This window comes from Bordetella sp. FB-8, from assembly GCF_000382185.1.
Taxonomy (GTDB): Bacteria; Pseudomonadota; Gammaproteobacteria; order Burkholderiales; family Burkholderiaceae_B; genus Bordetella.
On record NZ_KB907784.1, the window covers coordinates 1,451,633 to 1,477,345 of the forward strand.

At 64.8% G+C, this 25,713-nt stretch carries 21 protein-coding genes and 1 pseudogene; 12 read left to right on the plus strand and 10 right to left on the minus strand.

The window, feature by feature from the left end; genetic code table 11:
• The 6 genes and pseudogenes from H143_RS22395 to H143_RS0106960 form a co-directional block, all read left to right on the plus strand.
• Positions 1-93: pseudogene (locus H143_RS22395) on the plus strand (IS5/IS1182 family transposase); the annotation flags it as partial.
• Positions 94-513: 420 nt separating this feature from the next.
• Entirely contained in the window at positions 514-894 is a 381-nt protein-coding gene (locus H143_RS0106940; protein WP_019937507.1) for a MerR family DNA-binding transcriptional regulator, read from the plus strand.
• 21 nt (positions 895-915) lie between these two features.
• The gene (locus H143_RS0106945; protein WP_019937508.1) at positions 916-2,094 is read left to right on the plus strand and encodes an isovaleryl-CoA dehydrogenase; all 1,179 of its coding nucleotides are present in this window, start codon (positions 916-918) and stop codon (positions 2,092-2,094) included.
• Between the two features lie 34 nt (positions 2,095-2,128).
• On the plus strand, positions 2,129-3,310 hold the full coding sequence (locus H143_RS0106950) for an acetyl-CoA C-acetyltransferase (RefSeq protein WP_019937509.1): 1,182 nt from the start codon (positions 2,129-2,131) through the stop codon (positions 3,308-3,310).
• 42 nt (positions 3,311-3,352) lie between these two features.
• On the plus strand, positions 3,353-4,960 hold the full coding sequence (locus H143_RS0106955; protein WP_019937510.1) for a carboxyl transferase domain-containing protein: 1,608 nt from the start codon (positions 3,353-3,355) through the stop codon (positions 4,958-4,960).
• A gap of 17 nt (positions 4,961-4,977) precedes the next feature.
• Positions 4,978-7,005: an acetyl/propionyl/methylcrotonyl-CoA carboxylase subunit alpha gene (locus tag H143_RS0106960; protein WP_019937511.1), complete on the plus strand. Its 2,028-nt coding sequence runs from the start codon at positions 4,978-4,980 to the stop codon at positions 7,003-7,005.
• 166 nt (positions 7,006-7,171) lie between these two features.
• Here H143_RS0106960 and H143_RS0106965 read toward each other — a convergent pair whose 3' ends face one another.
• Positions 7,172-8,362 (minus strand): acetylornithine transaminase, encoded by a 1,191-nt coding sequence (locus tag H143_RS0106965; RefSeq protein ID WP_019937512.1) that lies wholly within the window; start codon positions 8,360-8,362, stop codon positions 7,172-7,174.
• Positions 8,363-8,594: 232 nt separating this feature from the next.
• On the opposite strand from H143_RS0106965, the gene H143_RS0106970 reads away from it, so the two are divergent.
• The 5 genes from H143_RS0106970 to H143_RS0106990 all read left to right on the plus strand — a co-directional run bounded on the left by H143_RS0106970 (position 8,595) and on the right by H143_RS0106990 (position 15,108).
• Positions 8,595-9,053, plus strand: a complete 459-nt coding sequence (locus tag H143_RS0106970; protein ID WP_019937513.1) for a DUF494 family protein — start codon at positions 8,595-8,597, stop codon at positions 9,051-9,053.
• The gene (gluQRS, locus tag H143_RS0106975) at positions 9,050-9,931 is read left to right on the plus strand and encodes a tRNA glutamyl-Q(34) synthetase GluQRS (protein WP_155803344.1); all 882 of its coding nucleotides are present in this window, start codon (positions 9,050-9,052) and stop codon (positions 9,929-9,931) included. Before H143_RS0106970 ends, gluQRS begins: the two co-directional genes overlap by 4 nt.
• 89 nt (positions 9,932-10,020) lie before the next feature.
• Positions 10,021-12,642, plus strand: a complete 2,622-nt coding sequence (locus H143_RS0106980; protein ID WP_019937515.1) for a DNA topoisomerase III — start codon at positions 10,021-10,023, stop codon at positions 12,640-12,642.
• Between the two features lie 173 nt (positions 12,643-12,815).
• Positions 12,816-13,601, plus strand: a complete 786-nt coding sequence (locus H143_RS0106985; protein ID WP_019937516.1) for an SDR family oxidoreductase — start codon at positions 12,816-12,818, stop codon at positions 13,599-13,601.
• A gap of 70 nt (positions 13,602-13,671) precedes the next feature.
• The gene (locus H143_RS0106990) at positions 13,672-15,108 is read left to right on the plus strand and encodes an aldehyde dehydrogenase family protein (RefSeq protein ID WP_019937517.1); all 1,437 of its coding nucleotides are present in this window, start codon (positions 13,672-13,674) and stop codon (positions 15,106-15,108) included.
• A 103-nt stretch (positions 15,109-15,211) separates the two neighbouring features.
• Here the strand turns inward: H143_RS0106990 and H143_RS0106995 are convergent, their stop codons facing one another.
• The 8 genes from H143_RS0106995 to H143_RS21360 form a co-directional block, all read right to left on the minus strand.
• A complete protein-coding gene (locus H143_RS0106995) occupies positions 15,212-16,501 on the minus strand; it encodes an amino acid ABC transporter substrate-binding protein (RefSeq protein ID WP_019937518.1) in 1,290 nt (429 codons plus the stop codon).
• Positions 16,502-16,579: 78 nt separating this feature from the next.
• Positions 16,580-17,050, minus strand: coding sequence for a MaoC family dehydratase (locus H143_RS0107000; protein WP_019937519.1), 471 nt, complete (start codon positions 17,048-17,050; stop codon positions 16,580-16,582).
• Positions 17,047-17,850 (minus strand): IclR family transcriptional regulator, encoded by an 804-nt coding sequence (locus H143_RS20155; RefSeq protein WP_019937520.1) that lies wholly within the window; start codon positions 17,848-17,850, stop codon positions 17,047-17,049. The genes H143_RS0107000 and H143_RS20155 overlap by 4 nt, the downstream gene beginning before the upstream one ends.
• Positions 17,851-19,008 carry a CaiB/BaiF CoA-transferase family protein gene (locus H143_RS0107010; RefSeq protein ID WP_019937521.1) on the minus strand — a complete coding sequence of 386 codons (1,158 nt, stop codon included), beginning with the start codon at positions 19,006-19,008 and terminating at the stop codon, positions 17,851-17,853.
• 10 nt (positions 19,009-19,018) lie between these two features.
• Positions 19,019-20,185 carry an acyl-CoA dehydrogenase family protein gene (locus tag H143_RS0107015; protein ID WP_019937522.1) on the minus strand — a complete coding sequence of 389 codons (1,167 nt, stop codon included), beginning with the start codon at positions 20,183-20,185 and terminating at the stop codon, positions 19,019-19,021.
• Between the two features lie 39 nt (positions 20,186-20,224).
• A complete protein-coding gene (locus H143_RS0107020) occupies positions 20,225-20,617 on the minus strand; it encodes a cupin domain-containing protein (RefSeq protein ID WP_019937523.1) in 393 nt (130 codons plus the stop codon).
• A 205-nt stretch (positions 20,618-20,822) separates the two neighbouring features.
• Entirely contained in the window at positions 20,823-22,535 is a 1,713-nt protein-coding gene (gene leuA, locus H143_RS0107025) for a 2-isopropylmalate synthase (RefSeq protein WP_019937524.1), read from the minus strand.
• A 428-nt stretch (positions 22,536-22,963) separates the two neighbouring features.
• Complete coding sequence (locus tag H143_RS21360) at positions 22,964-23,593, minus strand: hypothetical protein (protein ID WP_081627120.1); 630 nt, start codon at positions 23,591-23,593, stop codon at positions 22,964-22,966.
• A gap of 63 nt (positions 23,594-23,656) precedes the next feature.
• On the opposite strand from H143_RS21360, the gene rpoN reads away from it, so the two are divergent.
• Positions 23,657-25,093, plus strand: a complete 1,437-nt coding sequence (gene rpoN / locus H143_RS0107040) for an RNA polymerase factor sigma-54 (RefSeq protein ID WP_019937527.1) — start codon at positions 23,657-23,659, stop codon at positions 25,091-25,093.
• A gap of 87 nt (positions 25,094-25,180) precedes the next feature.
• On the opposite strand, the gene H143_RS0107045 is transcribed toward rpoN, so the two are convergent.
• Entirely contained in the window at positions 25,181-25,705 is a 525-nt protein-coding gene (locus H143_RS0107045) for a GNAT family N-acetyltransferase (protein WP_019937528.1), read from the minus strand.
• Between the last annotated feature and the right edge of the window lie 8 nt (positions 25,706-25,713).

Here is a 25,713-nt window from a genome sequence, read left to right on the forward strand (position 1 = left end):
AGGATATTTTCTCGCTTCGAAAAACTCGATGCGATGTTCCTCGGCTTTCTCAGCTTCGTGCTGGTTGTCGATGGTCTTCGTGGTTTGTGTTAACAGGCGCTAAACCCTGTCGACACCGCCAGACGCATTAACTTTGTCGCTTTCGAATTTGATAAGCGCTAATTTTGTCGAAACCCCATGAATTGCTCATTTCTTGAGCAATTCAACGAGCGTTGGCAGTGGAACAAGGCGCTCTTCCTGTTACATGCATGGGGTGCGCGACCTCGTCCGTCGTTACGACAAAGTTAACGTTCCTGAGAAAACTCCTTTTGTAGCGAGGAGTTATCTGTGATGGCGCCGGTCAAGCCGTCGGCGACAGCCCGCTGTACGTGTTACCCAGAAGCGCTATCTTTGTCACAAGCGTTATGTTTGTCGCAGAAGCGTTTTTGTTTGTCGATCAACATCGGGATGGCCGGGCTTGACGTCGATGCCCAAGGCGGCTACTTTACGTTTACGTAAACTGCAGAATTCCACATGCCGCTCACCTGGACCATTTCCGAACTCTCCCGGGAGTTCGAGATCACGCCGCGGACGATACGTTTCTACGAAGACCAGGGCATCGTCAGCCCGGCCCGCGAGGGACGCAACCGCATCTACGGCGCGCGCGACCGCACGCGGCTCAAGCTCGCCCTGCGCGGCAAACGCCTGGGCCTGCAACTGGCCGAGATCTGCGCGCTCATCGACATGTACGACACCCCAGGCGATACCGAGCACCAATTGCGCGAATATCAGAACGTGCTGGCCCGTCACCGCGCTTCGCTCGAGCAGCAGCGCCTGGACATCGAAGAAACCCTGCAGGAAATCACCGAGCAGGAGCGGCTCTGCAAAGAGCTGCTGCTGGTCAAGCAAGCCTAAACACGAGCGAGGAGACAACCCGTGAACATCCCCGGCCTGAATTTCGATCTGGGCGAAGACATCGACATGCTGCGCGAGGCCGTGGCGGCTTTCTCGCAGGCCGAGATTGCGCCGCGCGCCGCCGAAACCGACCGCACCGACCAGTTCCCCATGGACTTGTGGCGCAAGTTCGGCGAACTGGGCGTGCTGGGCATGACGGTGAGCGAGGAGTACGGCGGCACCAATATGGGCTACCTGGCCCACCTGGTGGCCATGGAAGAGATCTCGCGCGCCAGCGCGTCCATCGGTCTGTCCTATGGCGCCCACTCCAATCTGTGCGTCAATCAGATCCACCGCAACGGCAACGAGGCGCAAAAGCGCAAGTACCTGCCCAAGCTCGTCAGCGGCGAGCACATTGGCGCGCTGGCCATGAGCGAGCCGGGCGCCGGTTCCGACGTGGTCGGCATGAAGCTGCGCGCCGAAAAGAAGGGCGACCGCTATGTGCTCAACGGCAGCAAGATGTGGATCACCAACGGCCCCGACGCCGACACCCTGGTGGTCTACGCCAAGACCGATCCCGAGGCGCACCAGCGCGGTATCACCGCCTTTCTCATTGAAAAGGGCTTCAAGGGCTTTTCCATCGCGCAGAAGCTGGACAAACTGGGCATGCGCGGCAGCCACACCGGTGAGCTGGTTTTCCAGGACTGCGAAGTGCCCGAGGAAAACGTGCTCGGCCAACTCAACGGCGGCGTCAAAGTGCTGATGAGCGGCCTCGATTACGAACGCGCCGTGCTGTCGGGCGGGCCGCTGGGCATCATGCAGGCCGTCATGGACGTGGCCGTGCCCTATCTGCACGACCGCAAGCAGTTCGGGCAGGCCATAGGCGAATTCCAGCTCATGCAGGGCAAGATCGCCGATATGTATACCGTGCTGCAGGCCAGCCGCGCGTTCGCCTACGCGGTGGGCAAGAATCTGGATCGCCTGGGCACCGCACACGTGCGCCAGGTCCGCAAGGATTGCGCCGCGCTGATCCTCTACACCGCCGAGAAGGCCACCTGGATGGCCGGCGAAGGCGTGCAGATCCTGGGCGGCAACGGCTACATCAACGAATTCCCCACGGGCCGTCTCTGGCGCGACGCCAAGCTCTACGAGATCGGCGCCGGCACCAGCGAAATTCGCCGCATGCTGATCGGCAGAGAACTGTTCAACGAAACGGCTTGAGGCTTTAACCCAATACACATCGAGGAGTCACATCATGTCCGATCCTATCGTTATCGTTTCCGTCGCCCGCACCCCCATGGGCGGCATGTTGGGCAGCCTGTCCGGCCTGGCCGCGCACCAATTGGGCTCCGTCGCCATCAAGGCCGCCGTCGAGCGCGCCGGCATCTCGCCCGACCAGATCGACGAAGTCATCATGGGCAACGTGCTGCAAGCGGGCCAGGGTCAGGCTCCGGCGCGTCAGGCCGCGCTCAACGCCGGCCTGGACAAGCGCGTGGCCTGCACCACCATCCACAAGGTGTGCGGCTCGGGCATGAAGGCCGCCATGTTCGGTCACGATCTGCTCGCGGTCGGCTCGGCCGAGGTCGTGGTCGCGGGCGGCCAGGAAAGCATGAGCAACGCGCCCTACCTGATGCTCAAGGGCCGCCAGGGTTATCGCTACGGCCACAGCACCATTTACGACCACATGGCGCTCGACGGCCTGGAAGACGCCTACCAGCGCGGCACCGCCATGGGTGTTTTTGCCGAAGACTGCGCTGCCAAGTATCACTTCACGCGCGAAGAGCAGGATGCCTTCTCGATCGAATCGCTGCGCCGCGCGCGCGCCGCCACCGAGGACGGCAGCTTCAAGTGGGAAATCGCGCCCGTCACCGTGGCCGGCCGCAAGGGCGACACCGTGATCGACACCGACGAAGCGCCGGCCAAGGCCTCGCCCGAGAAGATTCCGACGCTCAAGCCCGCCTTCAAGAAAGACGGCACCATCACCGCCGCCAACGCCTCGTCGATCTCCGACGGCGCGGCTGCCTTGGTGATGATGCGCGCTTCCACCGCCGCCAAGCTCGGCTGCAAGCCGCTGGCCCGCGTCGTGGCGCACTCGCAGCACGCGCAGGAGCCCGGCTGGTTCACCACCGCGCCGGTCGGCGCGCTGCAGAACCTGTTCAAGAAGACGGGCTGGAAGGCCGAGGACGTGGATCTGTACGAGATCAACGAAGCCTTTGCCGTGGTGACCATGGCCGCCATGAAGGAATTCAACCTGCCGCATGCCAAGGTCAATATGCATGGCGGCGCGACGGCCCTGGGCCATCCCATCGGCGCTTCGGGTGCGCGCCTGCTGGTGACGCTGATCGGCGCGCTCAAGAAAACCGGCGGCAAGCGCGGCGTGGCCACGCTGTGCATCGGCGGCGGCGAAGCGGTGGCGATGGCCATCGAAATGGTCTGACGCCTGATCGCCGTTTTAGAGACAACCTCTTCGGGGTAGTGCATGCCCATCATCGATTCCCGCGCCAACGCGCGGTCGCAGGATTTCACCGACAACGCCCGGGCCATGCAGGTCCAGATCGACGACCTGGCGAGCGTCACGGCCAGGACGGCGCTGGGCGGCAGCGAAGCCGCCCGCGCCAAGCACGTGGCCCGCGGCAAGCTTTTGCCGCGTGAGCGCGTCGAGCGTCTCATCGACCCGGGCAGCCCCTTTCTGGAGCTGTCACCCCTGGCCGCGCACGGCATGTATGAGAACGAGGCGCCCGGCGCCGGCATCATCACCGGCATCGGCCGCATCGAAGGCACCGAGTGCGTCATCGTCTGCAACGATGCCACCGTCAAGGGCGGCACTTACTACCCGATGACGGTGAAAAAGCATCTGCGCGCGCAAGAGATCGCGCAGCAGAACCGATTGCCCTGCGTCTATCTGGTCGATTCGGGCGGCGCCAACCTGCCGCGCCAGGACGAGGTCTTTCCCGACCGCGACCACTTCGGCCGCATCTTCTACAACCAGGCTGTCATGTCGTCGATGGGCATCGCGCAGATCGCGGTGGTCATGGGCTCGTGCACCGCGGGCGGCGCGTATGTGCCCGCGATGAGCGACGAGTCCATCATCGTGCGCAATCAGGGCACCATCTTTCTGGGCGGCCCGCCGCTGGTGAAGGCCGCCACGGGCGAGGTCGTCAGCGCCGAGGATCTGGGCGGCGGCGACGTGCACACGCGCTTGTCGGGGGTGGTCGATCACCTGGCCGCCAACGATCTGCATGCCTTGCAGCTGGCGCGCCAGGCCGTGGCGCGTCTGAACCGCAAGAAGCCCCAGCCGCTGGCGCTGGCGCCCGTGCGCGAGCCGCTGTACGACCCGGCCGAACTGAACGGCATCATTCCCGCCGATACGCGCAAGCCTTTCGACGTGCGCGAGATCATTGCGCGCATCGTCGACGGCTCCGAGTTCGACGAATTCAAGGCGCGCTACGGCACCACGCTGATCACGGGTTTTGCCCACCTCCACGGCATGCCGGTGGGCATCGTTGCCAACAACGGCATTCTGTTTTCCGAGTCGGCGCAGAAGGGCGCGCACTTCATCGAGCTGTGCGCGCAGCGCAAGATCCCGCTGGTGTTCCTGCAGAACATCACCGGCTTCATGGTGGGACGCAAATACGAGAACGAAGGCATCGCGCGCCACGGTGCCAAGATGGTGACGGCCGTGGCCACCGCGGCCGTGCCCAAGTTCACCGTACTCATCGGCGGCTCATTCGGCGCCGGCAACTACGGCATGTGCGGGCGGGGCTTTTCGCCGCGCATGCTGTTCATGTGGCCCAACGCGCGCATCTCGGTGATGGGTGGCGAGCAGGCGGCCAGCGTGCTGGCCACGGTGCGCCGCGAAGGCATCGAGGCCAAGGGCGGCCAGTGGTCGGGCGACGAAGAGGAAGCCTTCAAGGCACCCATCCGCGCGCAGTACGAGCGCGAAGGCCATCCTTATTACGCCACGGCGCGTCTGTGGGACGACGGCATCATCGTGCCGTCGGACACGCGTCGCGTGTTGGGCCTGGCGCTATCGGCCGCGCTCAATGCGCCGATTGAAGACACGCGCTTTGGCGTGTTCCGGATGTGAACGGACGAGATAAAAAAATGTTCAGCACCCTGTTGATCGCCAACCGCGGCGAGATCGCCTGCCGCGTCGCCGCCACCGCCCGCAAGCTGGGCATACGCACGGTGGCCGTGTATTCCGATGCCGACGCGCAGGCCAAGCACGTGGCCGCCTGCGACATGGCCATCCACATCGGCGGCCCTGAGCCGCGCGCCAGCTATCTGCGCGCCGAGGTCATCTTGCAAGCTGCCAAGGACACGGGGGCGCAGGCCATCCATCCGGGCTACGGCTTCCTGTCCGAGAACGAAGAATTCGCGCAGGCCGCAGAAAAAGCCGGCATTTCCTTCGTCGGTCCGCCGGCCTCGGCGATCGCCGCCATGGGCAGCAAGTCGGCCGCCAAGTCGCTGATGGAAAAGGCCGGCGTGCCGCTGGTGCCCGGCTATCACGGCGACAATCAGGATCCGCAGTTTCTCAAGGTGCAAGCCGACAAGATCGGCTACCCCGTGCTCATCAAGGCCAGCGCGGGCGGCGGCGGCAAGGGCATGCGCGTGGTCGAGTCGTCCGATGCCTTCATCGAGGCCTTGGCCTCTTGTCAGCGCGAAGCCAAGTCCAGCTTCGGCGACGATCGCGTGCTCATCGAGCGCTATCTGCAAAAGCCGCGCCACATCGAGATCCAGGTCTTCGCCGACAAGCACGGCCATTGCGTCTATCTGTTCGAGCGCGATTGCTCGGTGCAGCGGCGCCATCAGAAAGTGATCGAGGAAGCGCCCGCGCCCGGCATGACGCCCGAACGCCGCAAGGCCATGGGCGAGGCCGCCGTGGCCGCGGCTCAGGCCGTGGGCTATGTGGGCGCCGGCACGGTGGAGTTCATCGCCGAACCCGACGGCCGCTTCTACTTCATGGAAATGAACACCCGCCTGCAGGTCGAGCATCCGGTCACCGAGATGATCACCGGGCTGGATCTGGTGGAGTGGCAATTGCGCGTGGCGGCGGGTGAGCCGTTGCCGCTGCGTCAGGAAGATCTGCGCATCGACGGCCATGCGATCGAAGTGCGCCTGTACGCCGAGAACCCCGACACGGGCTTTCTGCCTTCCATCGGCACCCTGTCGTATCTGGAATTTGCGCCGCATACGGCCTTCGCCAACGATGCCGTGCGCGTGGACGGCGGCGTGCGCATGGGCGATGCCATCACCCCGTTCTACGACCCCATGGTGGCCAAGCTCATCGTGCATGGCGCCGACCGCGACCAGGCGCGCCGCCGCATGCTGCAGGCCTTGGCGCAAACGCGCGTGGTGGGCGTGCAGACCAACGTGGCCTTTCTGGGCCGGCTCATGCGCGACGCGGCGTTTGCCGCGGCAGACCTGGATACCGGGTTGATCGAACGCCGCCGCGCCACGCTGCTGCCCCCGCCGGCCGAAATCGGCGGGGACGTCTTCGCGCTGGCCTGCGCCGCCGTGCTGGCCGGGCTAGGCTTGCCGGCTGCGCGCACCGTCGCCGCGGCGGTCGATCCCTGGCTCGCCAGCGATGGCTGGCGCTTGGGCAACGGCGCATACACACTCCCGATCGAATGGCTGATCGATGCTGCCGTGCGCCGGATCTCGCTCGTGCGACAGGGGCCGAACTGGCAGCTCGATTGTGGCGCGGGTCCGCAGGACTATGCTTGGCAGACGCAAACCGCCGCAAGCGCATCCGGCCTGGCCGTGCGCGTGACGCTGGCCGGCCGCGAGTTGAGCGGCACCGTGGTCACGCAGGGCGAGCAGGTGCACGTCTTCATGGACGGCAACACCTACGTGCTCGAGCGCCACGATGCCATGGCCCACGCGGGCGACGACGAGCAGGGCCACGCCGGCGGGCTGGCCGCGCCCATGCCCGGCAAGATCGTCGCCATTTCGGTCAAGGCCGGCGACGCGGTCAAGAAGGGGCAGGCCCTGCTGGTCATGGAAGCCATGAAGATGGAGCACACCATCGCCGCGCCGGCCGACGGCACGGTGCGCGAGGTCTTCTACGCCGTGGGCGATCAGGTGGCCGAGGGCGCTGAGCTCGCGGCGATCGACGCGGCAGAAAAATAAGATAGGACTCTCGGCGCCCGAGCGCGCCTTTGCCCACCTGGCTCATGGCTGTTTCCACGGCCGGGCTTCTCGACGGTGCATCGGGTCCGATGCCCGCTACGCTTCGGGCGAAAAAAAGCGGTTGCCGGCGCAACCGCTTTTTTAGGTGCGCGCAGCGCCAGGAGATTTATTTGCGAAGTTGCGCGATCACTCCGTCCAGCAACTCCAGCATCTGCTTGATCTCGGCCTCGCTCACGGTCAGCGCCGGCATGAAGCGCAGCGAACTGGCGCGCGGCGCATTGAGCAGCAGCCCTTGCGGGGTCAGCTCGCGGGCGGCGTTGACGATGGCCGGGCCGATGTCGGCGTCCATTTGCAGGGCGCGCAAGAGCCCCATGCCGCGCTCGCCCTGGAAGCCCCACTTGGCCGAAAGGGCCAGCAAGCCTGCGGAAAGCTGCTTGGCGCGGGCGTTCACGCTTTCCATGAAGCCGGGCGAGACGAGCTTGTCGAACACGGCGATGCCGACGGCGGTCATGAGCGGGTTGCCGTTGTAGGTGCCGCCCTGGTCGCCGTGGGTGAATACACAGACTTCCTGGCGGGCCAGCAGCGCGGCCAGCGGCACGCCGCCGCCGATGCCCTTGGCCAGGGTCATGATGTCGGGCGTGACGCCGTATTGCTGGTAGGCAAAGAGCGTGCCGGTGCGGCCCATGCCGGTCTGCACTTCGTCGACGATCAGCAGCAGTTGGTTCTCGTCGGCCAGGGTGCGCAGGCCCTGCATGAATTCCTGCGTGGCGGGGTAGACGCCGGCCTCGCCCTGCACGGGTTCGAGCATGATGGCCACGGTCTCTTTGTCGATGAGGCGCTTGACCGATTCCAGGTCGTTCAGATCGGCCTTGGGAAAGCCCGGCACCTGCGGCGCGAACATCGTGTCCCAGCCCGGTTTGCCCGACGCCGACATGGTGGCCAGGGTGCGGCCGTGAAAGCCGTGGTCCAGGGTGATGATCTTGTAGGCGCCGTTCTTATTGACCTTGCCCCATTTGCGCGCGAGCTTGATCGCGCCTTCGTTGGCTTCGGCGCCGCTGTTGGCGAAGAATACGCGGTCGAACACCGAACTCTTGGTCAGGCGCTCGGCCAGCCCGATGGACGGCTCGTTGTAGAACGCCGGCGACGGGTTCATGAGCTTGCCGGACTGCTCGATGATGGCCTGGCGCATTTCGGGCGCGCAGTGGCCCAGGGTGTTGACGGCCCAGCCCTGGATGAAATCCAGGTATCGCTTGCCCGCTTGATCTTCCAGCCAGGAGCCCTCGCCTCGCACGAACACCACTTCGGGGCGCGAGGTGATTTCCATCAGGGCGTTGACGTTGAACTGGCTAAATTGCATGGCGGTTCCTTGTAAGAAGAAACATGGCAGGGAAAACCAGGACTTTAGCACCCATGGGGTTGTCTGCGAGATGTCGCTTTTACGACACGAACTTCCAGGCCCGCCCTCGGGTCGTGGGGCCTGCTCGTGTTGCCGCAGGGGGTGAATCGGCGTAGAGTAAAATTACCTTTGCTGGTCTGCCGATGAGCGGGCCGACTGTGCAAATGGGCTTCAAACAGGCACCTGCACTCATATGTACGACATCCTGGTTTACCTGTTCGAGAATTACTACACCCCCCAAGCCTGCCCCGCCGCCGATGTGCTGGCCAAGCGGCTTGCCGCGGCCGGGTTCGAGCACGACGACATCGATGATGCGCTGGGCTGGCTGTACGGCCTGGCCGAGACCACCGAGCGCTGCGTCGAACTGGCCCAGGTGTCCACCACGGGCGTGCGCATCTACGCCGAGTCCGAGTACCGCCAACTGGGTACCGAATCCATCGGCTTCATCAGCTTCCTGGAGTCCGCCGGCATCCTGCCCGCCCCCTTGCGCGAGATCGTCATCGACCGCGCGCTGGCTTCCCCCGAGACCCCGGTTCCCCTGTCGTGCACCAAGATCATCGCCTTGATGGTTCTGTGGAGCCAGGAGGCCGAAATCGACAACCTCGTCCTGGACGAGCTGCTCGACGACGAAGGCGGCCGCCGCCTGCATTGAGCGGCACAGTGTACGTAGGCCGTTTCGCTCCCAGTCCCAGCGGACCCTTGCATGCCGGCTCGTTGGCGGCCGCGCTGGCCAGCTGGCTGGACGCCCGTGCCTGTTCGGGCCGCTGGCTGGTGCGTATCGAAGATGTCGATGCGCCGCGTACCGTGGCCAGCGCAGACGAATGCATTCTGGCTCAGTTGCGCGCGCTCGGTCTGCACTGGGACGGCGAAGTGGTCTGGCAGTCGCGGCGCGGCGATCTGTATCAGAGGGCTTTCGATAGTCTGGCTGCTCGCGGTCTGGTGTACGGCTGTGGTTGCACGCGGCGCGACATTGCGGATTCGCTAAGCGGTGCCGGGATGGATGGCGAGCGCCCCTATCCCGGCACCTGCCGCAATGGCCTGGCGTCCGGGCGTCAGGCCCGGGCCTGGCGGGTACGCGTATTGCCGGGCATCGAACATTTCGACGATCGCTGGCGGGGTCCGCAGGAGCAGGATGTGGCCTGTGCCGTGGGTGATTTCGTCTTGAAGCGGGCGGATGGCCTGTGGGCCTATCAATTGGCCGTGGTGGTGGACGATGCCGAGCAGGGCGTGACCGACGTGGTGCGCGGCGCCGACCTGTTGGGTTCCACGGCCCGCCAGCGCGTGCTGGGCCGCCTATTGGGCTTGCCCCTGCCCAGGGTGATGCATGTGCCGCTGGTGGTCGATCCGGTCACTGGGTTGAAAATGTCCAAGCAAAACCATGCGCAGGCGGTGGGCACCGACAAACCCGTGTCTGCCCTGGATGCAGCTTGGCGCAGCCTGGGCTTTTCCGCTCTGCCGGCCCCTGACGTGCCGGCTTTTCTGGCCGCGGCCACCGCGCGCTGGGCCAGGCGTTTTCCCATGCCAAAATAATAGGGTCGTACCCCTGCTACTTGCACGCCTTGAAGCCGCGCACTTATCATCCGCGCTAATTGGTGGCTCTCCCGCCAGCCGGAACACTCATGACAACAAAAACCCTGATCATCGCCGAAAAGCCTTCGGTGGCCCTGGACATCTCGCGAGCGCTGGGCGGCTTTACGCGAGAGGGCGACTATTTCGAGAATGATCAATACGTGCTGTCCTCCAGCGTCGGTCACCTGCTCGGCCTGGTGGCGCCCAACGATCCGGTCAAGGGCAAATGGAGCTTCACGCACCTGCCGGTGATCCCACCCGAATTCGACCTGGGTCCGGCCGACAAGCGATCCACCGAGCGCCTCAAACTGCTGGTCAGGCTGGCCAAGCGCAAAGACGTGGATGCCATCATCAACGCCTGCGACGCGGGGCGCGAGGGCGAGCTGATCTTCCGCTACATCATCCAGTACGCGGGCGTGAAAAAGCCCATCAAGCGTCTGTGGCTGCAGTCCATGACCCAGGCCGCCATCCGCGATGCCTTTGACAATCTGCGCGACGACGTGCAGATGAAGCCGCTGGAGGCCGCCGCCCGTTCGCGCGCCGAGGCCGACTGGCTGGTGGGCATCAACGGCACGCGTGCCATGACGGCTTTCAACAGCAAGGACGGAGGCTTTTTCAAGACGCCCGTGGGCCGGGTGCAGACGCCCACCCTGGCCATCGTGAACGAGCGCGAGGACCGCATCCGCAAGTTCGTCTCGCGCGACTATTGGGAAGTGCATGGCACCTTCGTGGCGGCTGCCGGCCTGTACGAAGGCCGTTGGATCGATCCGGATTTCAAGAAAGACGAGCGCGACCCCGAAAAACGCGAATCGCGCCTGTGGTCGCCTGCCGCCGCGCAAAGCGTGGTGGCGGCCTGCCGCGATCAGGCGGGCCTGGTCAACGAAGAATCCAAGCCTTCGACGCAGATGTCGCCGGCGCTCTACGATCTGACATCGCTGCAGCGCGAGGCCAATGGCCGCTTCGGCTTCTCGGCCAAGACCACGCTGGCCCTGGCGCAAACGCTGTACGAGCGCCACAAGGCGCTGACCTATCCGCGTACCGATTCGCGCTATCTGCCCGAGGACTACATCGCCACGGTGCAGCAGACCATGCAGGCCTTGGCACAGGGCGATTCGCGCGTCGTGGCCGGGCTGTCCCAGCACGCCGCCACGGTGGTCAAGAGCCAGTGGGTCAAGCCCAACCGCCGCATCTTCGACAACAAAAAAGTGTCGGACCACTTCGCCATCATTCCTACGCTGCAGGTGCCGCGTGAACTGAGCGAGGCCGAGGCCAAGCTCTACGATCTGGTGCTCAAGCGCTTCCTGGCGGTGTTCTTTCCCGCAGCCGAATACCGCGTCACTACGCGCATTACTCAAGTGCAGGGGCACAAGTTCAAGACTGAGGGCAAGGTGCTGGTGACGCCGGGCTGGCTGGCCGTCTACGGCAAGGAAGCGCAAGGCGAAGACGCGAACCTGGTGCCGGTGGCCGACGGCGAGAAGGTGCGCACCGAAAATGTCGAGGCCTTGGGCCTGGCCACCAAGCCGCCAGCGCGCTACAACGAAGCGACGCTGCTCTCGGCCATGGAAGGCGCAGGCAAGCTGGTGGACGACGAAGAGCTGCGCGAAGCCATGTCCGAACGCGGCCTGGGCACGCCGGCCACGCGCGCGGCCATCATCGAAGGTCTGATCAACGAGACTTACCTGCGACGCGAAGGCCGCGACCTGGTGCCCACGGCCAAGGCGCGCCAGCTGATGACGCTGCTCTCGGGCCTGGACGTGAGCGAACTGACTTCGCCCGAACTGACCGGCGAATGGGAGCACAAGCTCAAGCAGATCGAGCAAGGGGGTCTGGATCGCCAGGCCTTCATGCGCGAGATCGCGCAGATGACGCAGGTCATCGTCAAGCGCGCCAAGGAATACGAGCGCGATACCGTGCCGGGCGACTACGCGACCCTGCGCACGCCCTGCCCCAAGTGCGGCGGCGTGGTGAAGGAAAACTACCGCCGCTACGCCTGCACGAACTGCGATTTCTCGATCGGCAAGCATCCCGGGGGACGCACGTTTGAGCAGCCCGAGGTGGAAGACCTGCTGGCCAAACGCGAGATCGGCCCGCTGCAAGGCTTCATCAGCAAGATGGGCCGGCCGTTCGCGGCCATTCTGCGCATCAGCGACGAATACAAGCTGGAATTCGACTTCGGCCAGAGCGACGAGGACGATGCGCAGGCGGTGGACTTCTCGGGCCATACGCCGGTGGGCGCGTGCCCCAAGTGCGGCTCGAAGATCTTCGAACACGGCATGAGCTATGTGTGCGAGAAATCGGTAGGACCGGAAAAGAGCTGCGACTTCCGCTCGGGCAAGGTGATCCTGCAGCAGGAGATCTCGCGCGAGCAGATGGAAAAGCTATTGTCGGCCGGACGCACGGATCTGCTTGACGGTTTCGTCTCCAGCCGCACGAATCGCAAGTTCAAGGCGTTCCTGGTGCGCCAGCCGGACGGCAAGGTGGGTTTCGAGTTCGAGCCGCGTCCCGAACGGCCGGGTGCACGCAAGACGGCGGCCAAGACCGCCGCGCCGCCCACGGTGGTCAAGAAGGCCGCGGCCAAGACCGCGGTAAAGAAAGCCGTGGTAAAGAAAGCGGCGGCAAAAAAAGCCGTCAAAAAAGCTGTCAAGAAGGCCGTAAAGAAAGCGGATTCTTGATGGCGACCCGCGATCGGATAGAAATGCCGCTCAAGGATTGATGCGGCGCCCCGAAATTCGGGTAGGGTCAGTTCATGGCAAGCCCCCGATGCGGCCGCCGCGCGAGCAAGCCTTCGGGGGCAATGTCTTTCCAGGAGCCGGCAAGTTCGGCCGAACAATTGTCCTAGGCGCAAATGATGACTGCCTCTACTGCGTTTTTCTCCAAGTTTTCCCTGGCCGGGCAGGTTGCGCTGGTTACCGGCTCGGCGCGCGGCCTGGGCTTGTGCATGGCGCGCGCGCTGGCTGGCTGCGGCGCGCACGTGCTCGTAAACGGCCGCCAGACGGGGGCGGTCGACGCGGCCGTGGCGGCGATGAAGGCCGAAGGCATGGCGGCGAGCGCGCTGTCCTTTGACGTAACCGACGACGCAGCATCGCAGGCCGCGTTCGCGCGCCTGGACGCTGAATTCGGCCGGCTCGATATTCTGGTCAACAATGTCGGTATGCGCCTGCGCAAGACCCTGGCTGCGGCGACCGCGGCCGAGATCCGCGAATTGCTCGAAGTCGATCTGGTGGCCGGCATGCTGCTTTCCAAGCGCGCGGCCGAGCGCATGGTCAGGCAACAGTATGGCCGGCTCATCACCGTCACCTCGGTGTTGGGAGAGGTGACGCGCGCGGGCGATGCGCTTTATCCGGCCGCCAAGCAGGGGCTTACGGGCATGATGCGCGCGCTGGCCACGGAATACGCCAGGCACGGCATCACCAGCAACGCCATCGCGCCGGGCACGTTCGTGACCGAGACCAATGTGGCCATGGCGGCCGATCCCCAGATAGGACCGGCCGTGGGCGCGCGCAATCCCATGGGACGCTGGGGCCAGCCCGAGGAAATCGCCACGGCGGCAGTGTTCCTGGCCTCGCCCGCGTCCTCCTTTGTCAACGGCCACGTGCTGGTGGTGGACGGCGGGCTGTCGGTGCAGATGTAGGCGCCCGCTCGGGATTAGGCTTTATGCTGAACCCCTCGGTCGTGTACCGGCAGAACCATAGGAGACAATTTTGAAGCCGCATTTCATCGACAATCGCGCCGTCGCGGGCGCTTCGGGCCAGGCCATCGCCGTCATCGATCCCTCCACCGGCGAGGAATACGAGCGCATCGCGCGCGGCAACGCGGCGGACATCGACCTGGCTGTGCAGGCCGCGCGGCGCGCCTATGACGAAGGCGCCTGGGGCAGGCTCTCGGCGGCCGAACGCGGGCGCCTGCTGCTCAAGCTGGCCGTGAAGGTGCAGGATCATCACGAAGAACTGGCGCAGATCGAATCGCGCGACTGCGGCAAACCCACCCGCCAGGCGCGCGCCGATGCCACGGCGCTGGCGCGCTATTTCGAGTTCTACGGTGGCGCGGCCGACAAGCTGACCGGCGAAACCCTACCCTATGCCCAGGGCTATACCGTGCTGACGCTGCGCGAACCGCACGGCGTGACCGGGCATATCGTGCCTTGGAACTACCCCATGCAGATCTTCGGCCGCAGCGTGGGCGGCGCGTTGGCGGCAGGCAACGCCTGCGTGGTCAAGCCGGCCGAGGATGCCTGCATGTCGCTGCTGCGTGTGGCCGAACTGGCCGCCGAGGTGGGATTCCCGCCGGGGGCGCTGAACATCGTCACCGGCTACGGCCACGAGGCCGGCGACATGCTGGTGCGCCATGCCGGCGTGGACCATATTTCCTTTACCGGCTCGCCGCGCGTGGGCGTGCTGGTGACGCAGGCCGCAGCCGAACGCCATGTGCCGGTCACCCTGGAACTGGGCGGCAAGTCGCCGCAGATCGTGTTCGCCGATGCCGACATGGATGCCATGGTGCCCGTGGTGCTCAACGCCATCGTGCAGAACGCCGGGCAGACCTGCTCGGCCGGCAGCCGCCTGCTGATCGAGCGCAGCGCTTATGAGCAGGTGCTCGACCAGGTGGGCAAAGCCTTTGCCGCACTGCGCGCCGGTCCGGCCGCAATGGATCTGGACTGCGGCCCGCTGATCCGCAAGACCCAGCAGGAACGCGTGCAAGGTTTTCTGCGCGATGCCGAGCGCGACGGCATCGCCGCCGTGGCGCGCGGGGTCGTGGTGTCCGAGGCGCCGTCAGGCGGCTTCTATCAGGCGCCCACGTTGTTGCGTGACGTGCCGGTAAAGCATCGTCTGGCGCAGGAAGAAATCTTCGGCCCGGTCCTGTCGGCTATGCCTTTCGACAACGAGGCCGACGCGGTGCGCATCGCCAACGCCACCGAGTACGGCCTGGTCGCCAGCGTCTGGACGCGCGACGGCTCGCGTGCGCTGCGTCTGTCGCGCAAAGTCAGGAGCGGCCAGGTTTTCATCAACAACTACGGCGCGGGCGGCGGCATCGAGCTGCCCTTTGGCGGTGTCAAGGCCAGCGGCCACGGCCGCGAGAAGGGCTTTGAGGCGCTGTACGGTTTTACCGTGCTCAAGACCATTTCGATCAAGCACGATTGAAGCCGCGGCCGTCGACCGCGGGCGCCCAAGCCCCCGCAGTCGACGGCATCGCCCCCGGCCTTGCGCCGGGGGCTTGTCCGCCGATCCGGTCAGCCGACCCGGTTCAGTGGCTGCCGAAAATCGGCGCTGCTTGCGCCACGTCCGCGGGGTAGACCGAAACCATGCTGATGCTCTTGCCCTTGGCCTGCAACTGCCCGATCGGCATCAGATTTCCCTTTTGCGCGCCTTCGGGCGTGAGTTCGAACGAACCGTTGAGCGTCGTCAGTTTGCCGGATTGGGCGAACACCGCGTCGCGCAAGGCGAGCTGATCCATGCTTTGCGTGGTGTTGAGCGTCTTCTCGATCACCAGACCCGTGTTGTAGCCCGCCACCGCATTGAACCCGACGTTGACGTCCGCGCCATATAGCTTGCGGTAGGCCGCCGTGAACGCGTCCATGTCCATGCCGAACGAGGGCTTGTACTTGACGCCCGTGGCCGGCACGTAGGAAAAGACATTCTTGAGCGCATCGTCGCCGGCATTCTTTTGCAGCAGGTCGGTCTCCAGGCCCGCATAGATCGAAAACACGACCGGGAATTTGAATCCCGTTGAATGCAGCGCCTTGAGAAAGGCGATGTCATTGGTCGGATAGCCGAGCTCGAGCACCGCATCGGGATGCGTGGCCTGGATGCGATGGATCAGCACCTGGTAGTTCGTGGTGCTGGTCGGCACCCCGAGGTAGTAGACGACGTCTATCTTGCCTTTGGCGGCTTCCAGATAACCGTGCATCGCCTCGGCCTGCGCGCCGGTGAAGTCGTTGGTCGAGTACAGGATCGCGACGCGGCGGATGTGGTGCTTGGGTCCTTCGTTGATGAGAAATTGCGCCAGCCGGTGCGGCCAGATCGACGAAACCGGGTCGTCGAGCAGCACGTTGTATTTGTTGTCCGCCGAGAAGAAGTTTGTTCCCGTGCCGGTCTGGTCGAACAGCAGTCTCTGGTGCTCGCGCGCCAGCGGCACCGCCACCGAGGTCAGCACCGAACCGGAGTCGGCGACCAGGAGGTCCACCTTGTCCTGCGTGATGAGCTGGTTGTAGAGCGTGGTCGCCGTGCTGGTCGAACTCTGGTCGTCATAAGAGACGAGCTTGACGGGCAACTTTTTGTCATAGGGTTTCACATAGACGCCGCCGTGGGCGTTGATGTCCTTCACCCAAAGTTTGAGCCCGTTGTAGACCGGCATGGAGATCGCCGCGAACGCTCCGCTGGAAGCGTATAGCGTGCCCACTGTGATCGCGTCCGGCACGGGGCCGGCCGCCGCCGCGAGTGCGGCAGTGCCGGCCGCCATGCCCGCGCCCAGCAGTGCAATCCCGGCAAGGCTCTGCCTGACGAATTTACGCATTTTTCCGTTTTGCTTTTTCATGTCTCTTTCTCCTCTCCTTTTTGTTCCGCGTGATCGCGGACAAGAAAAACTCGTTGTTCCGAACGGCTGCTCCCTGGTTCAGGGGTTATCGGGCCGACCCGCCAACATGCGGGTCGCGGTATAGGTCATGACGGGTTTGTCGTGTTGATTGCGGACTTCGATCAAGGACACTACTACGGCCCGATTGTGCTTGGAAGTCGGGCGTATACCAGTGATTTCGATTTCGGCCCAGACGGTGTCGCCGGCCACGACCGGCGCCAGCATTTTCTTGTGAACTTCCAGCAGGGCCAGGCCGGTGCCCTGCACCATGCCCTGCATGATGAAACCCTCGATCAGGCTGTAGGTCAGCGCGCCGGGCACCGGCCGGCCCTGGATCGCGCCGTGCGAGAAGGTCGTGTCGATGAAGATCGTCTCGAGCATGCCGGTGGCGCTGATGAAGTTGACGATATCGGTCTCGGTGATGGTGCGGCGGAAGGTGTGGAATTTCTGGCCGACCGCGATGTCCTGCCAGTAATAGCCCTGGCTCAGGGTGGGAATGGCAGATGTCATACGGAGCTTTCCTGTGACTGTGCGAGTGATTCGGCGGCGCGCGGCGCATGCGAACCGAGTCTGCGCGCGGCAGCGTGCAGCGCCGCGACGATCTCGGCGGCGCGCGGTTGAACGCGATAGAGAGGACCCGCGACCGACAAGCCATAGAGCGCGTCGCCGATCAGGATCGGAATGGCAATGCCGCCCAGGTCGGCGAAAGATTCGCCGAAGTTGGGATACCACCCTTGTTCGCGCCATTGCCGCAGTTGCGACGCCAGCATCTCGCGCGACGCGGCGGAGGACGCGAACGAGAGCTTGTCCAGCACCTGATCGCGCGCTTGGTCGCTCGACGCGCCCAGGATGGCGCGGCCTATGGAGTTGATGTGCGGCTCGCGCAGATCGCCCGGCGCCGTGATGTAGCGCACGGGATTGGCCGACTCGCATACATCCAGATAGCGTACGCTCTGGTCCTGGAGCTGGCCGAACACCACGGTCTCGCCCGTGGCGTCGCGCAGCGATTCCATGACGGGCTGCATGCGTTCGAGCACCGGATCGTTGCGCGCGATGCGCTGGGCGGTGTGCAGCAGGCGCGCCGTGGGGTAGTAGCCCTGCCGCTTGCCGGTTTCGTACAGATAGCCGCGCGACACCAGCGTGCGGATCAGGCCCAGGCAGCTGGACATGGGCGCATCCAGCAGCCTGGAGAGTTCGGTCAGCGTCAGCGAACGCCCTTCCTGGGCGTAGATCTCGATGATCTCGATCACGCGCAGCGCCGTCTTGACGCTTGCGTGGCCGGCGTTGTCGGCGCTTTGCCGCGTGGCCATTCAGTTTTCCTTGTTCGAGTGGGCCGTTTCGCTTTCCAGCGCCTGCGGCCATGACCGGATGTTGCCCGGCGTGCGCGAGAAGCGCGCCGGAATGCCGACTGCGCGCAGGCGTCCTTCGGTGGGGTGATCGTATTCGAAGACCATGCCGGTCTCGCGCAGATGCCGGTCGTTCAGCACGTCTTCGTAGCGCGGCACTTCGCTGTGCGGGATGTCGGCCTCGGCGAGCAAGGCCAGCCATTGCGCCGTGGTGCGCAGACTGACGACGTCGGCCAGCGTGGCATAGAGTTCGACGATATTGGCGCTGCGCGAAGCCAGATCGGCATAGCGCGGATCGGACACCAGGTCGGGCCGGTCTGCCAGGGTGAAAAAGCGCATCCACTGGGCCGTGGTGTAGGGCAGCAGTGCGATGTGGCCGTCGGCGGTGCGATAGGGCTTGCGCTGTGGCGTCATGACGCGCGGATACCCCGCCGGACCCTGCGGCGGCACGAAGGTCTGTCCGGCCAGTTGCTCGGGCGCGAGAAAAGACACCATGGTCTCGAACATCGGTATTTCGAGGGCCTGCCCCTGGCCCGAGCGCTCGCGCTCGTACAAGGCCATGGCCAGGGCATAGGTCACGGTCAGGCCCGACACCTTGTCGACCATGATGGTGTTGACATATTGCGGCTCGCCCGCGTTGGCGCCCTGGAACTGCGCCATGCCGCAGCGCGCCTGAATGATGTCGTCGAAGGCCGGCTGGCCGCTGTAAGGACCCGACTCGGCATAGCCGTAAGCGCCGCAGTAGATCAGGCGCGGGTTGTCGGCGCGCAGCGACGCGTAGTCCAGGCCCAGCTTGCGCAGCGCCTGCGGCCGCACGTTGGAAATGAAAATGTCGGCTTCGGCGATCAGCGTCTTGAGTTCGGCCAGGTCGGCTTCGCGCTTGATGTCCAGTGCGCGAAAGCGCTTGTTGCGGTTCAGGTTGATGAAGGCCGCACCCATGCCGGTGTGCAGCGCGGGTTCGGCGTAGCGGAACACGTCGCCAGTGGGGGCTTCGATCTTGAGCACGTCGGCGCCCATGTCGCCGAGGATTTGCGTGGCGTAGGGGCCCATGCCCACCGAGGTCATGTCGATGACGCGCACGCCGGCCAGGGGGCCCGTGGGTTTGGCATTCGGATTCATCATGGCGATTTTTTCAGTAAGACCTGGGCAGGCCCAGCACCCGCTCGGCGATGAAACACAGGATGAGTTGCGGACTCACGGGCGCGATGCGCGGAATGTACGATTCGCGCAGCAGACGCTCGACGCGGTACTCGCGCGAGTAGCCCATGCCGCCCAGCGTCATGACGGCGGTCTGGCAGGCGTTGTGCCCGGCCTCGGCCGCCAGGTACTTGGCGGCATTGGCCTCGGCGCCGCACGATAGGCCGGCGTCATAGCGCGAGGCTGCCTTGAGCATCATGAGGTTGGCCGATTCCAGCTGCATCCAGGCCTGCGCCAAAGGATGCTGCACACCCTGGTTCATGCCGATGGGGCGGCCGAACACTTCGCGCTCCCTGGCATAGCGCGTGGCGATGTCCAGCGCGGCCCGGCCGATGCCCACGGCCTCGGCGGCGACCAGGATGCGTTCCGGGTTCAGGCCATGCAGGATGTATTCGAAGCCCTTGCCCTCCTCGCCGATGCGGTCCTCCTCGGGAATGAAGAGGTCGTCGATGAACAGCATATTGGTGTCGACGGCCGCGCGCCCCATTTTGTCGATCTTGCGCACTTCGATTTTGCCGCGGTCCAGTTTGGTGTAGAAGAGCGACAGGCTTTCGCTGGCCTTTTTCACCTCGTCCAGGCGCTGGGTGCGCGCCAGCAGCAGAATGCGGTCCGCGACCTGCGCGGTGGAGATCCAGATCTTGCGGCCGCTGACCGAATAGCCGCCCGGCACTTTGCGGGCGAAGGTCTTGAGTTTGGTAGTGTCCAGGCCCGCGTCGGGTTCGGTTACGCCGAAACAGGCTTTCTCCTGGCCGGCGATGAGCGGCGGCAGAAAGCGCGCCTTCTGTTCCTCGGTGCCGAAGACCACGACCGGGTTCAGGCCGAACACGTTCATGTGCACGGCCGAGGCGCCGCTCATGCCCGCGCCGGACTGCGCGATGGTCTGCATTACCAGCGCCGCTTCGACGATGCCCAGGCCCGCGCCGCCCACGGCTTCAGGCATGGCCACACCCAGCCACCCTCCCTCGCACACGGCCTTGTAGAACTCGTGCGGAAAGGTGCCGGAGACATCGAGCCGATCCCAGTACGCCATGTCGAACCGGGAGCAGACCGATTGCACGGCTTCGATGATGGATGTTTGATCTTCGGTCAGATCGAAATTCATGCACGCTTCCTTTGAGCTTGTATCGCGGCGCGGTCGCCCTCAGGCCGGGCGCACCACGCGTTCGGGGGATTCTTCATAGGGCGGGGAATAGATGACCAGAATCTGCGCGGGTTCGTCGCTGACAACGGTGAAGACGTGCATGGCGTGCGGCGGGAAAAAGCAGCAATCGCCGGGACCGAGTTCTTTGCACTGCCCGTTCACCTGGGCCACGGCCCGGCCGCTGATCACGTAGCAGACCTGCTCGATGCCGGGATGGGCGTGGGGCAAGGCGCCCTTGCCTTTTTCGATCGTGCCGTGGATGACTTCCAGGTGCCGGGATCCGACGGTTTCCGGGCCGATCAGGCGGCGGTTGAGCGTGCCCAGGTGATTGGCGGGGTGATAGCCCGGCGTGTCGGCGGTGGACACGAAATACACGGGAGAATTGCGGGACATGCTTGCCTGCTCCGGTGGCCGATTTGGCTTGGCCATATTTTTTATGATGAATAAATATTCTATATATTGAATTTATAGGGGAAATATTCCGGCATGACTAGCTGCAGTGCAGCATCGGAAATAAAAAAAGCCAACCCGGGTAAGGGTCGGCTTTCGGGGAGGCAGGCCCGCGTCGGAAGATCGTCCCGGGGGCTGCTGTGAGGCTTTACGCGATCGCTTCGTCCTGGGCGGTTTCGGCGATCATGCTGCGTGCCGCCGCGCGCCGGTTCACCGCGCTCAGCACCGCGCGGAACGAGGCCGTGACGATGTCGCCGTCGATGCCCACACCGAAACCGGTCGGCGCGTCGCCTACGCGCGTTTCCACGTAACAGGCGGCGCGGGTATCGGTGCCGGTGCCGATGGCGTGCTCGGTGTAGTCCATGATGCGGATGGGCTCGCCGACTGCGGCGACGAAGGCCGCCAGCGCGCCGTCGCCGCTGCCTTGCACCGTGCGGCGCTGGCCGTCGTATTCGAGTTCGGCGGTGACCGTGTAGTGCTTGCCTTCGCCGGCCGACGGATTGCTTTCGATGCGATGGCTGATCAGCGTCCAGGGCGAGGTCTGCGCCAGGTATTCGCTGTCGAAGATGCCGTATACGTCGCCCGAGGTCACTTCGCGGCCGGTCTCGTCGGTGACGCGCTGGATGGCGCGTGAGAATTCGATCTGCAGGCGGCGCGGCAGGACCAGGCCGTGCTCCTGTTCGAGCAGGTAGGACACGCCGCCCTTGCCCGATTGGCTGTTGACGCGGATGACCGCATCGTAGCTGCGGCCCAGATCGGCCGGGTCGATGGGCAGATAGGGCACTTCCCATACGGCGTCGGGCTTCTGCACCGCGAAGCCCTTCTTGATGGCGTCCTGGTGCGAGCCGGAGAAGGCCGTGAACACCAGGTCGCCCGCGTACGGATGGCGCGGATGCACGGGAATCTGGTTGCAGTACTCGGCGGTGCGGCGCACTTCGTCGATGTCGGAGAAATCCAGGCCGGGGTGGATGCCCTGGGTGTAGAGGTTGAGCGCCAGCGTCACCAGGTCGACGTTGCCGGTACGCTCGCCGCTGCCGAACAAACACCCCTCGATGCGGTCGGCGCCGGCCATCACGCCGAACTCGGCGGCCGCCACGGCGGTGCCGCGGTCATTGTGCGGGTGCAGGCTGACGATGATGCTGTCGCGGCGCGCCAGGTTCTTGCACATCCATTCGATCTGGTCGGCGTACAGATTGGGTTGCGTGGCTTCGATGGTGGCCGGCAGGTTGAGCACCAGCTTGCGCTCGGGCGTGGCACCCCAGGTCTCGGCCACGGCATTGGCCACTTCCAGCGCGAACTCGGGTTCGGTGGTGGAGAAGACTTCGGGGGAGTATTCATAGCGCCAGTCGGTACCCGGATGCTGGGCCATGTACTTCATGATCAGCTTGGTGCCGGTGACCGCCACGTTCCTCACTTCGTCTTTGTTCATGTTGAAGACGATCTTTCGGAAGGCAGGGGCGCAGGCGTTGTAGAGGTGGATCATGGCGCGCTTGGCGCCGGCGGCCGCTTCCACCGTGCGGCTGATCAGTTCTTCACGCGCTTGCGTGAGCACGATGATGGTGACGTCGTCGGGAATGCGCTTATCGTCGATGAGCTTGCGCACGAAGTCGAAGTCGGTCTGCGAGGCCGAGGGAAAGCCCACCTCGATCTCCTTGAATCCGATCTTGACCAGTTGGTCGAAAAAGCGCAGCTTGCGCTCGACGGTCATGGGCTCGATCAGGGCCTGGTTGCCGTCGCGCAGATCGGTGCTCATCCAGATGGGCGGGTGCGTGATGCGTTGGCTGGGCCAGGTGCGCTGGGCGTAGTCGTCCGCGAAGGGGCGAAACGGGATGTATTTGGTGGCAGGGTTGGCAAGCATCATGTCGGGGTCCTCGGGTCTTGTGAATCCGTTGTACCGGCTGCTGGCCAGGGTGGCGGCCAGGGCAACGTCCGCTAGGCGGCGGTGCCGGCATCAGTGCGCACGATGGTGCGGGCTGGATTCTGATTTTTTACAAGTAGGGGCAGGCTTGTGGCAAGCTGCGCCGCGGCAGGGATGAGCGCGGCCCGGGGGCTGCCGAACACCACGAACACTAGGCTCGGCAACCGATCGCTAGGTGTAGGGATAGCGCTAGAGCGGCTGGGACAGCCAGGAGGAAAGAACGCGCTGCGACAGACCCGGCGCGGGCGTTGCCCCAAGCCGTGGTGTGTGCAAAAAAGGTGCGTTGCGCATTCATCTTTCTAGTCTTTCATATTTTTCGCGGCAACGCAAATTTTTGCCTGGGGCGGCCCGGCCGCCCCGGAGCCGGCGGATCAGCGCGTTCGGCTCAGTGTGGGCTCGGCCTGGCGCCGCGCCGCGCGCGGCGGCTCCTCGAGTCCGGCATCGCCGACGGCGCCCTGGTCGAGGATGGCGCTCTGCGCCCGAGTCAGGGCGATCTTGCCGATGCGGTTGCTGCGCAGCTCGCGGTGCGCGCGCTGCAGGTCGCCGACGGTGAAGGGTTCGCTGCGGTCTTGCCAGACCCAGCGCAGCACATCGGCCACCTCCTCGCACAAATTGGGGCGCAGCTCGGCTAGTACGCGGCTGTTGACCGTGTAGAGTCGGCCGGAGGCCAGGCTGGAGAGTATCCAGGTCTTGAGCGAATAAAGAACGATGAGCGTCCAGATGAGCGCAAGGATGCGCCACAGCCAGGGGTTGATGAATCCGTAGAGCAGGCTGACGGCCGACGGTCCCAGGATGTGCTGCCAGCTCAGTCCGACTCCCTGATCCAAGCTTTGGATCCAGGGCGAGGCGTCGTTCAATATCCACGATGCGACATAGATCCAGATGCCCGCGGCGATGACGATGCCCACGGCCAGGATGGCCAGGCGCGTCAACGACAGCTTGAAAAGGGTCTGGCCGATGAGGCGGCGGTCCTGGCGTATACGGTCGGGAGTGGCTGGCATGTCTGGCGTGAGAAGGTTGGGCATCCGGGCGGCTGCGCCCGATTGACCTATATGATTGTACCTATGAGCAATCGTCCCGCCCTGGAAATTCGTCAAGGCCAGCATTTGGCTTTGACGCCGCAACTGCAACAGTCCATTCGGCTGTTGCAGCTGTCGTCCGTCGAACTTGAAATGGAGATTTCCCAGGCGCTGATCGAAAACCCGCTGCTCGAACGCGACGACGATCCGACCCCGGCAGCCGAAGCGGCCGATCCGCAGCGCGAAGATTCGATGGAGCAGGCCGACGCCCCGGGCGAATCGGCCGAATCGCGCTCCGATGAGATGCCCGGCTCGGGCGGAGTGTATTCCGATGACGACGACGGCATGCCGCAGGCCGCGCACACCGATACGCTGCGCGAACATCTGCTGGGCCAGCTTGCGTTGACGCGCGCCCTGGCGCGCGACCAGACCCTGGTGGGCATACTGATCGACGAACTCGACGACAACGGCTACCTGGGATCACCGCTGGAAGAGATACTGTCTTGGTTGCCGCCCGAGCTCGATGTCGATGCCGACGAATTGCGCGCCGCGCTGATGCTGCTGCAATCCTTCGATCCGCCTGGCATCGGTGCGCGCGACATGCCCGATTGCCTGCGGTTGCAACTGCGCGACCCCGATGTTTCGCGCCTGCCGGAGGCAGCCGATGCCCGGGTGCTGTCCTGCGCGCGGCAGCTATGCGCCCAGCACCTGCCGCTGCTGGCGGCGGGCAACCCGGCACGGCTGCGCGAAGTCCTGCAGTGCGATGCCGACACCTTGCGTTCGGCCTATGCGCTGATCGTGCGGCTGGACCCGCGCCCCGGCCGCGCCTGGACCGTGCCGGCGGCCGACTACGCCGTGCCCGACGTGCTGGTGCGCAAGACCGGCCAGGGCTGGCGGGCCGTACTCAACAGCGCCGTGGTGCCGCGCCTGCACGTCAATGGAGTCTATGCCCAGATGCTGGGCAATCGGCGCGAAGGCGGCCATGCCGCTTTGCAGGCCCAGCTGCAGCAGGCGCGCTGGATGATACGCAATGTCGAGCAGCGCTTTGACACCATCCTGCGGGTGTCCCAGGCCATCGTGGCGCACCAGTCGGACTTCCTTACCCACGGCGCCGCGGCCATGCGTCCTTTAATACTCAAGGACATCGCCAGCGAGCTTGGTTTGCATGAGTCCACGATTTCACGCGCCACAGTGCAGAAGTACATGCTCACGCCGTTCGGCACCATGGAACTCAAGCGCTTCTTTGGCACGGGAGTAGCGACCGACACCGGCGATGCCGCTTCGGCCACGGCGGTGCAGGAGCACATCCGCAAGATGGTGGCCGAGGAAAACCGCGGCAAACCCCTGTCCGACAACCAGATCATGCAGTGTCTGTCCGAGCGCGGCATCGTGATCGCCCGCCGCACGGTGGCCAAGTACCGCGAGGCGCTGCGCATCGCGCCGGCGGCGTTGCGCAAGGCGCAGGCGCAGGTGATGCGTTAGAGGCCGGGCGCCCAGCCGGTTCCCTACTCTGGGTTGTCTTGGTGATATCCGTAACGGCGTAGTGGCTGCGGTACCGGATGATCCGCTCTAGATCCTGCGATACATATAGGTGGTCGCGTGTCTGGCCTCGCCGTCCGGGTTCCATGCGTAATCGGGTATCACGCCCGCGACCTCGAAGCCGACGCTCGCATACAGCGGCTGCGCGGCGTCGCCGGTTCGCGTATCCAGGGTGATGAGCGTCTTGCCGAGTTCGCGCGCGCGATTGATGGCGTGATTCATGAGCGCCCGGCCGATGCCGAGCCTGCGCGCGCGCGGATGGACAATCATCTTCGCGATCTCGCAGCGATGAGGCTGATTGGCCGGCATACACGTAAGCAACTGCACCGTGCCGACAATGTCGCCATCGTGCTGCGCGCCCAAGAGGATTCTTCTTCCGGCAACGACCTCGGGGCGGACGCCTTCCAGCCAGAAGCGGGCCGCGTCGTCGAGAGAGAGCGGTGTCATGAAGCCTATGGCCGCGCCCAGGGCGACGCTGTCGGCAAGGATGCGGGAAAACGCTTGCACGCTTTGTTCGAGCGCGGGACCGTCGATTTCGATGATGTGCGGTGTCATGCGGGGCC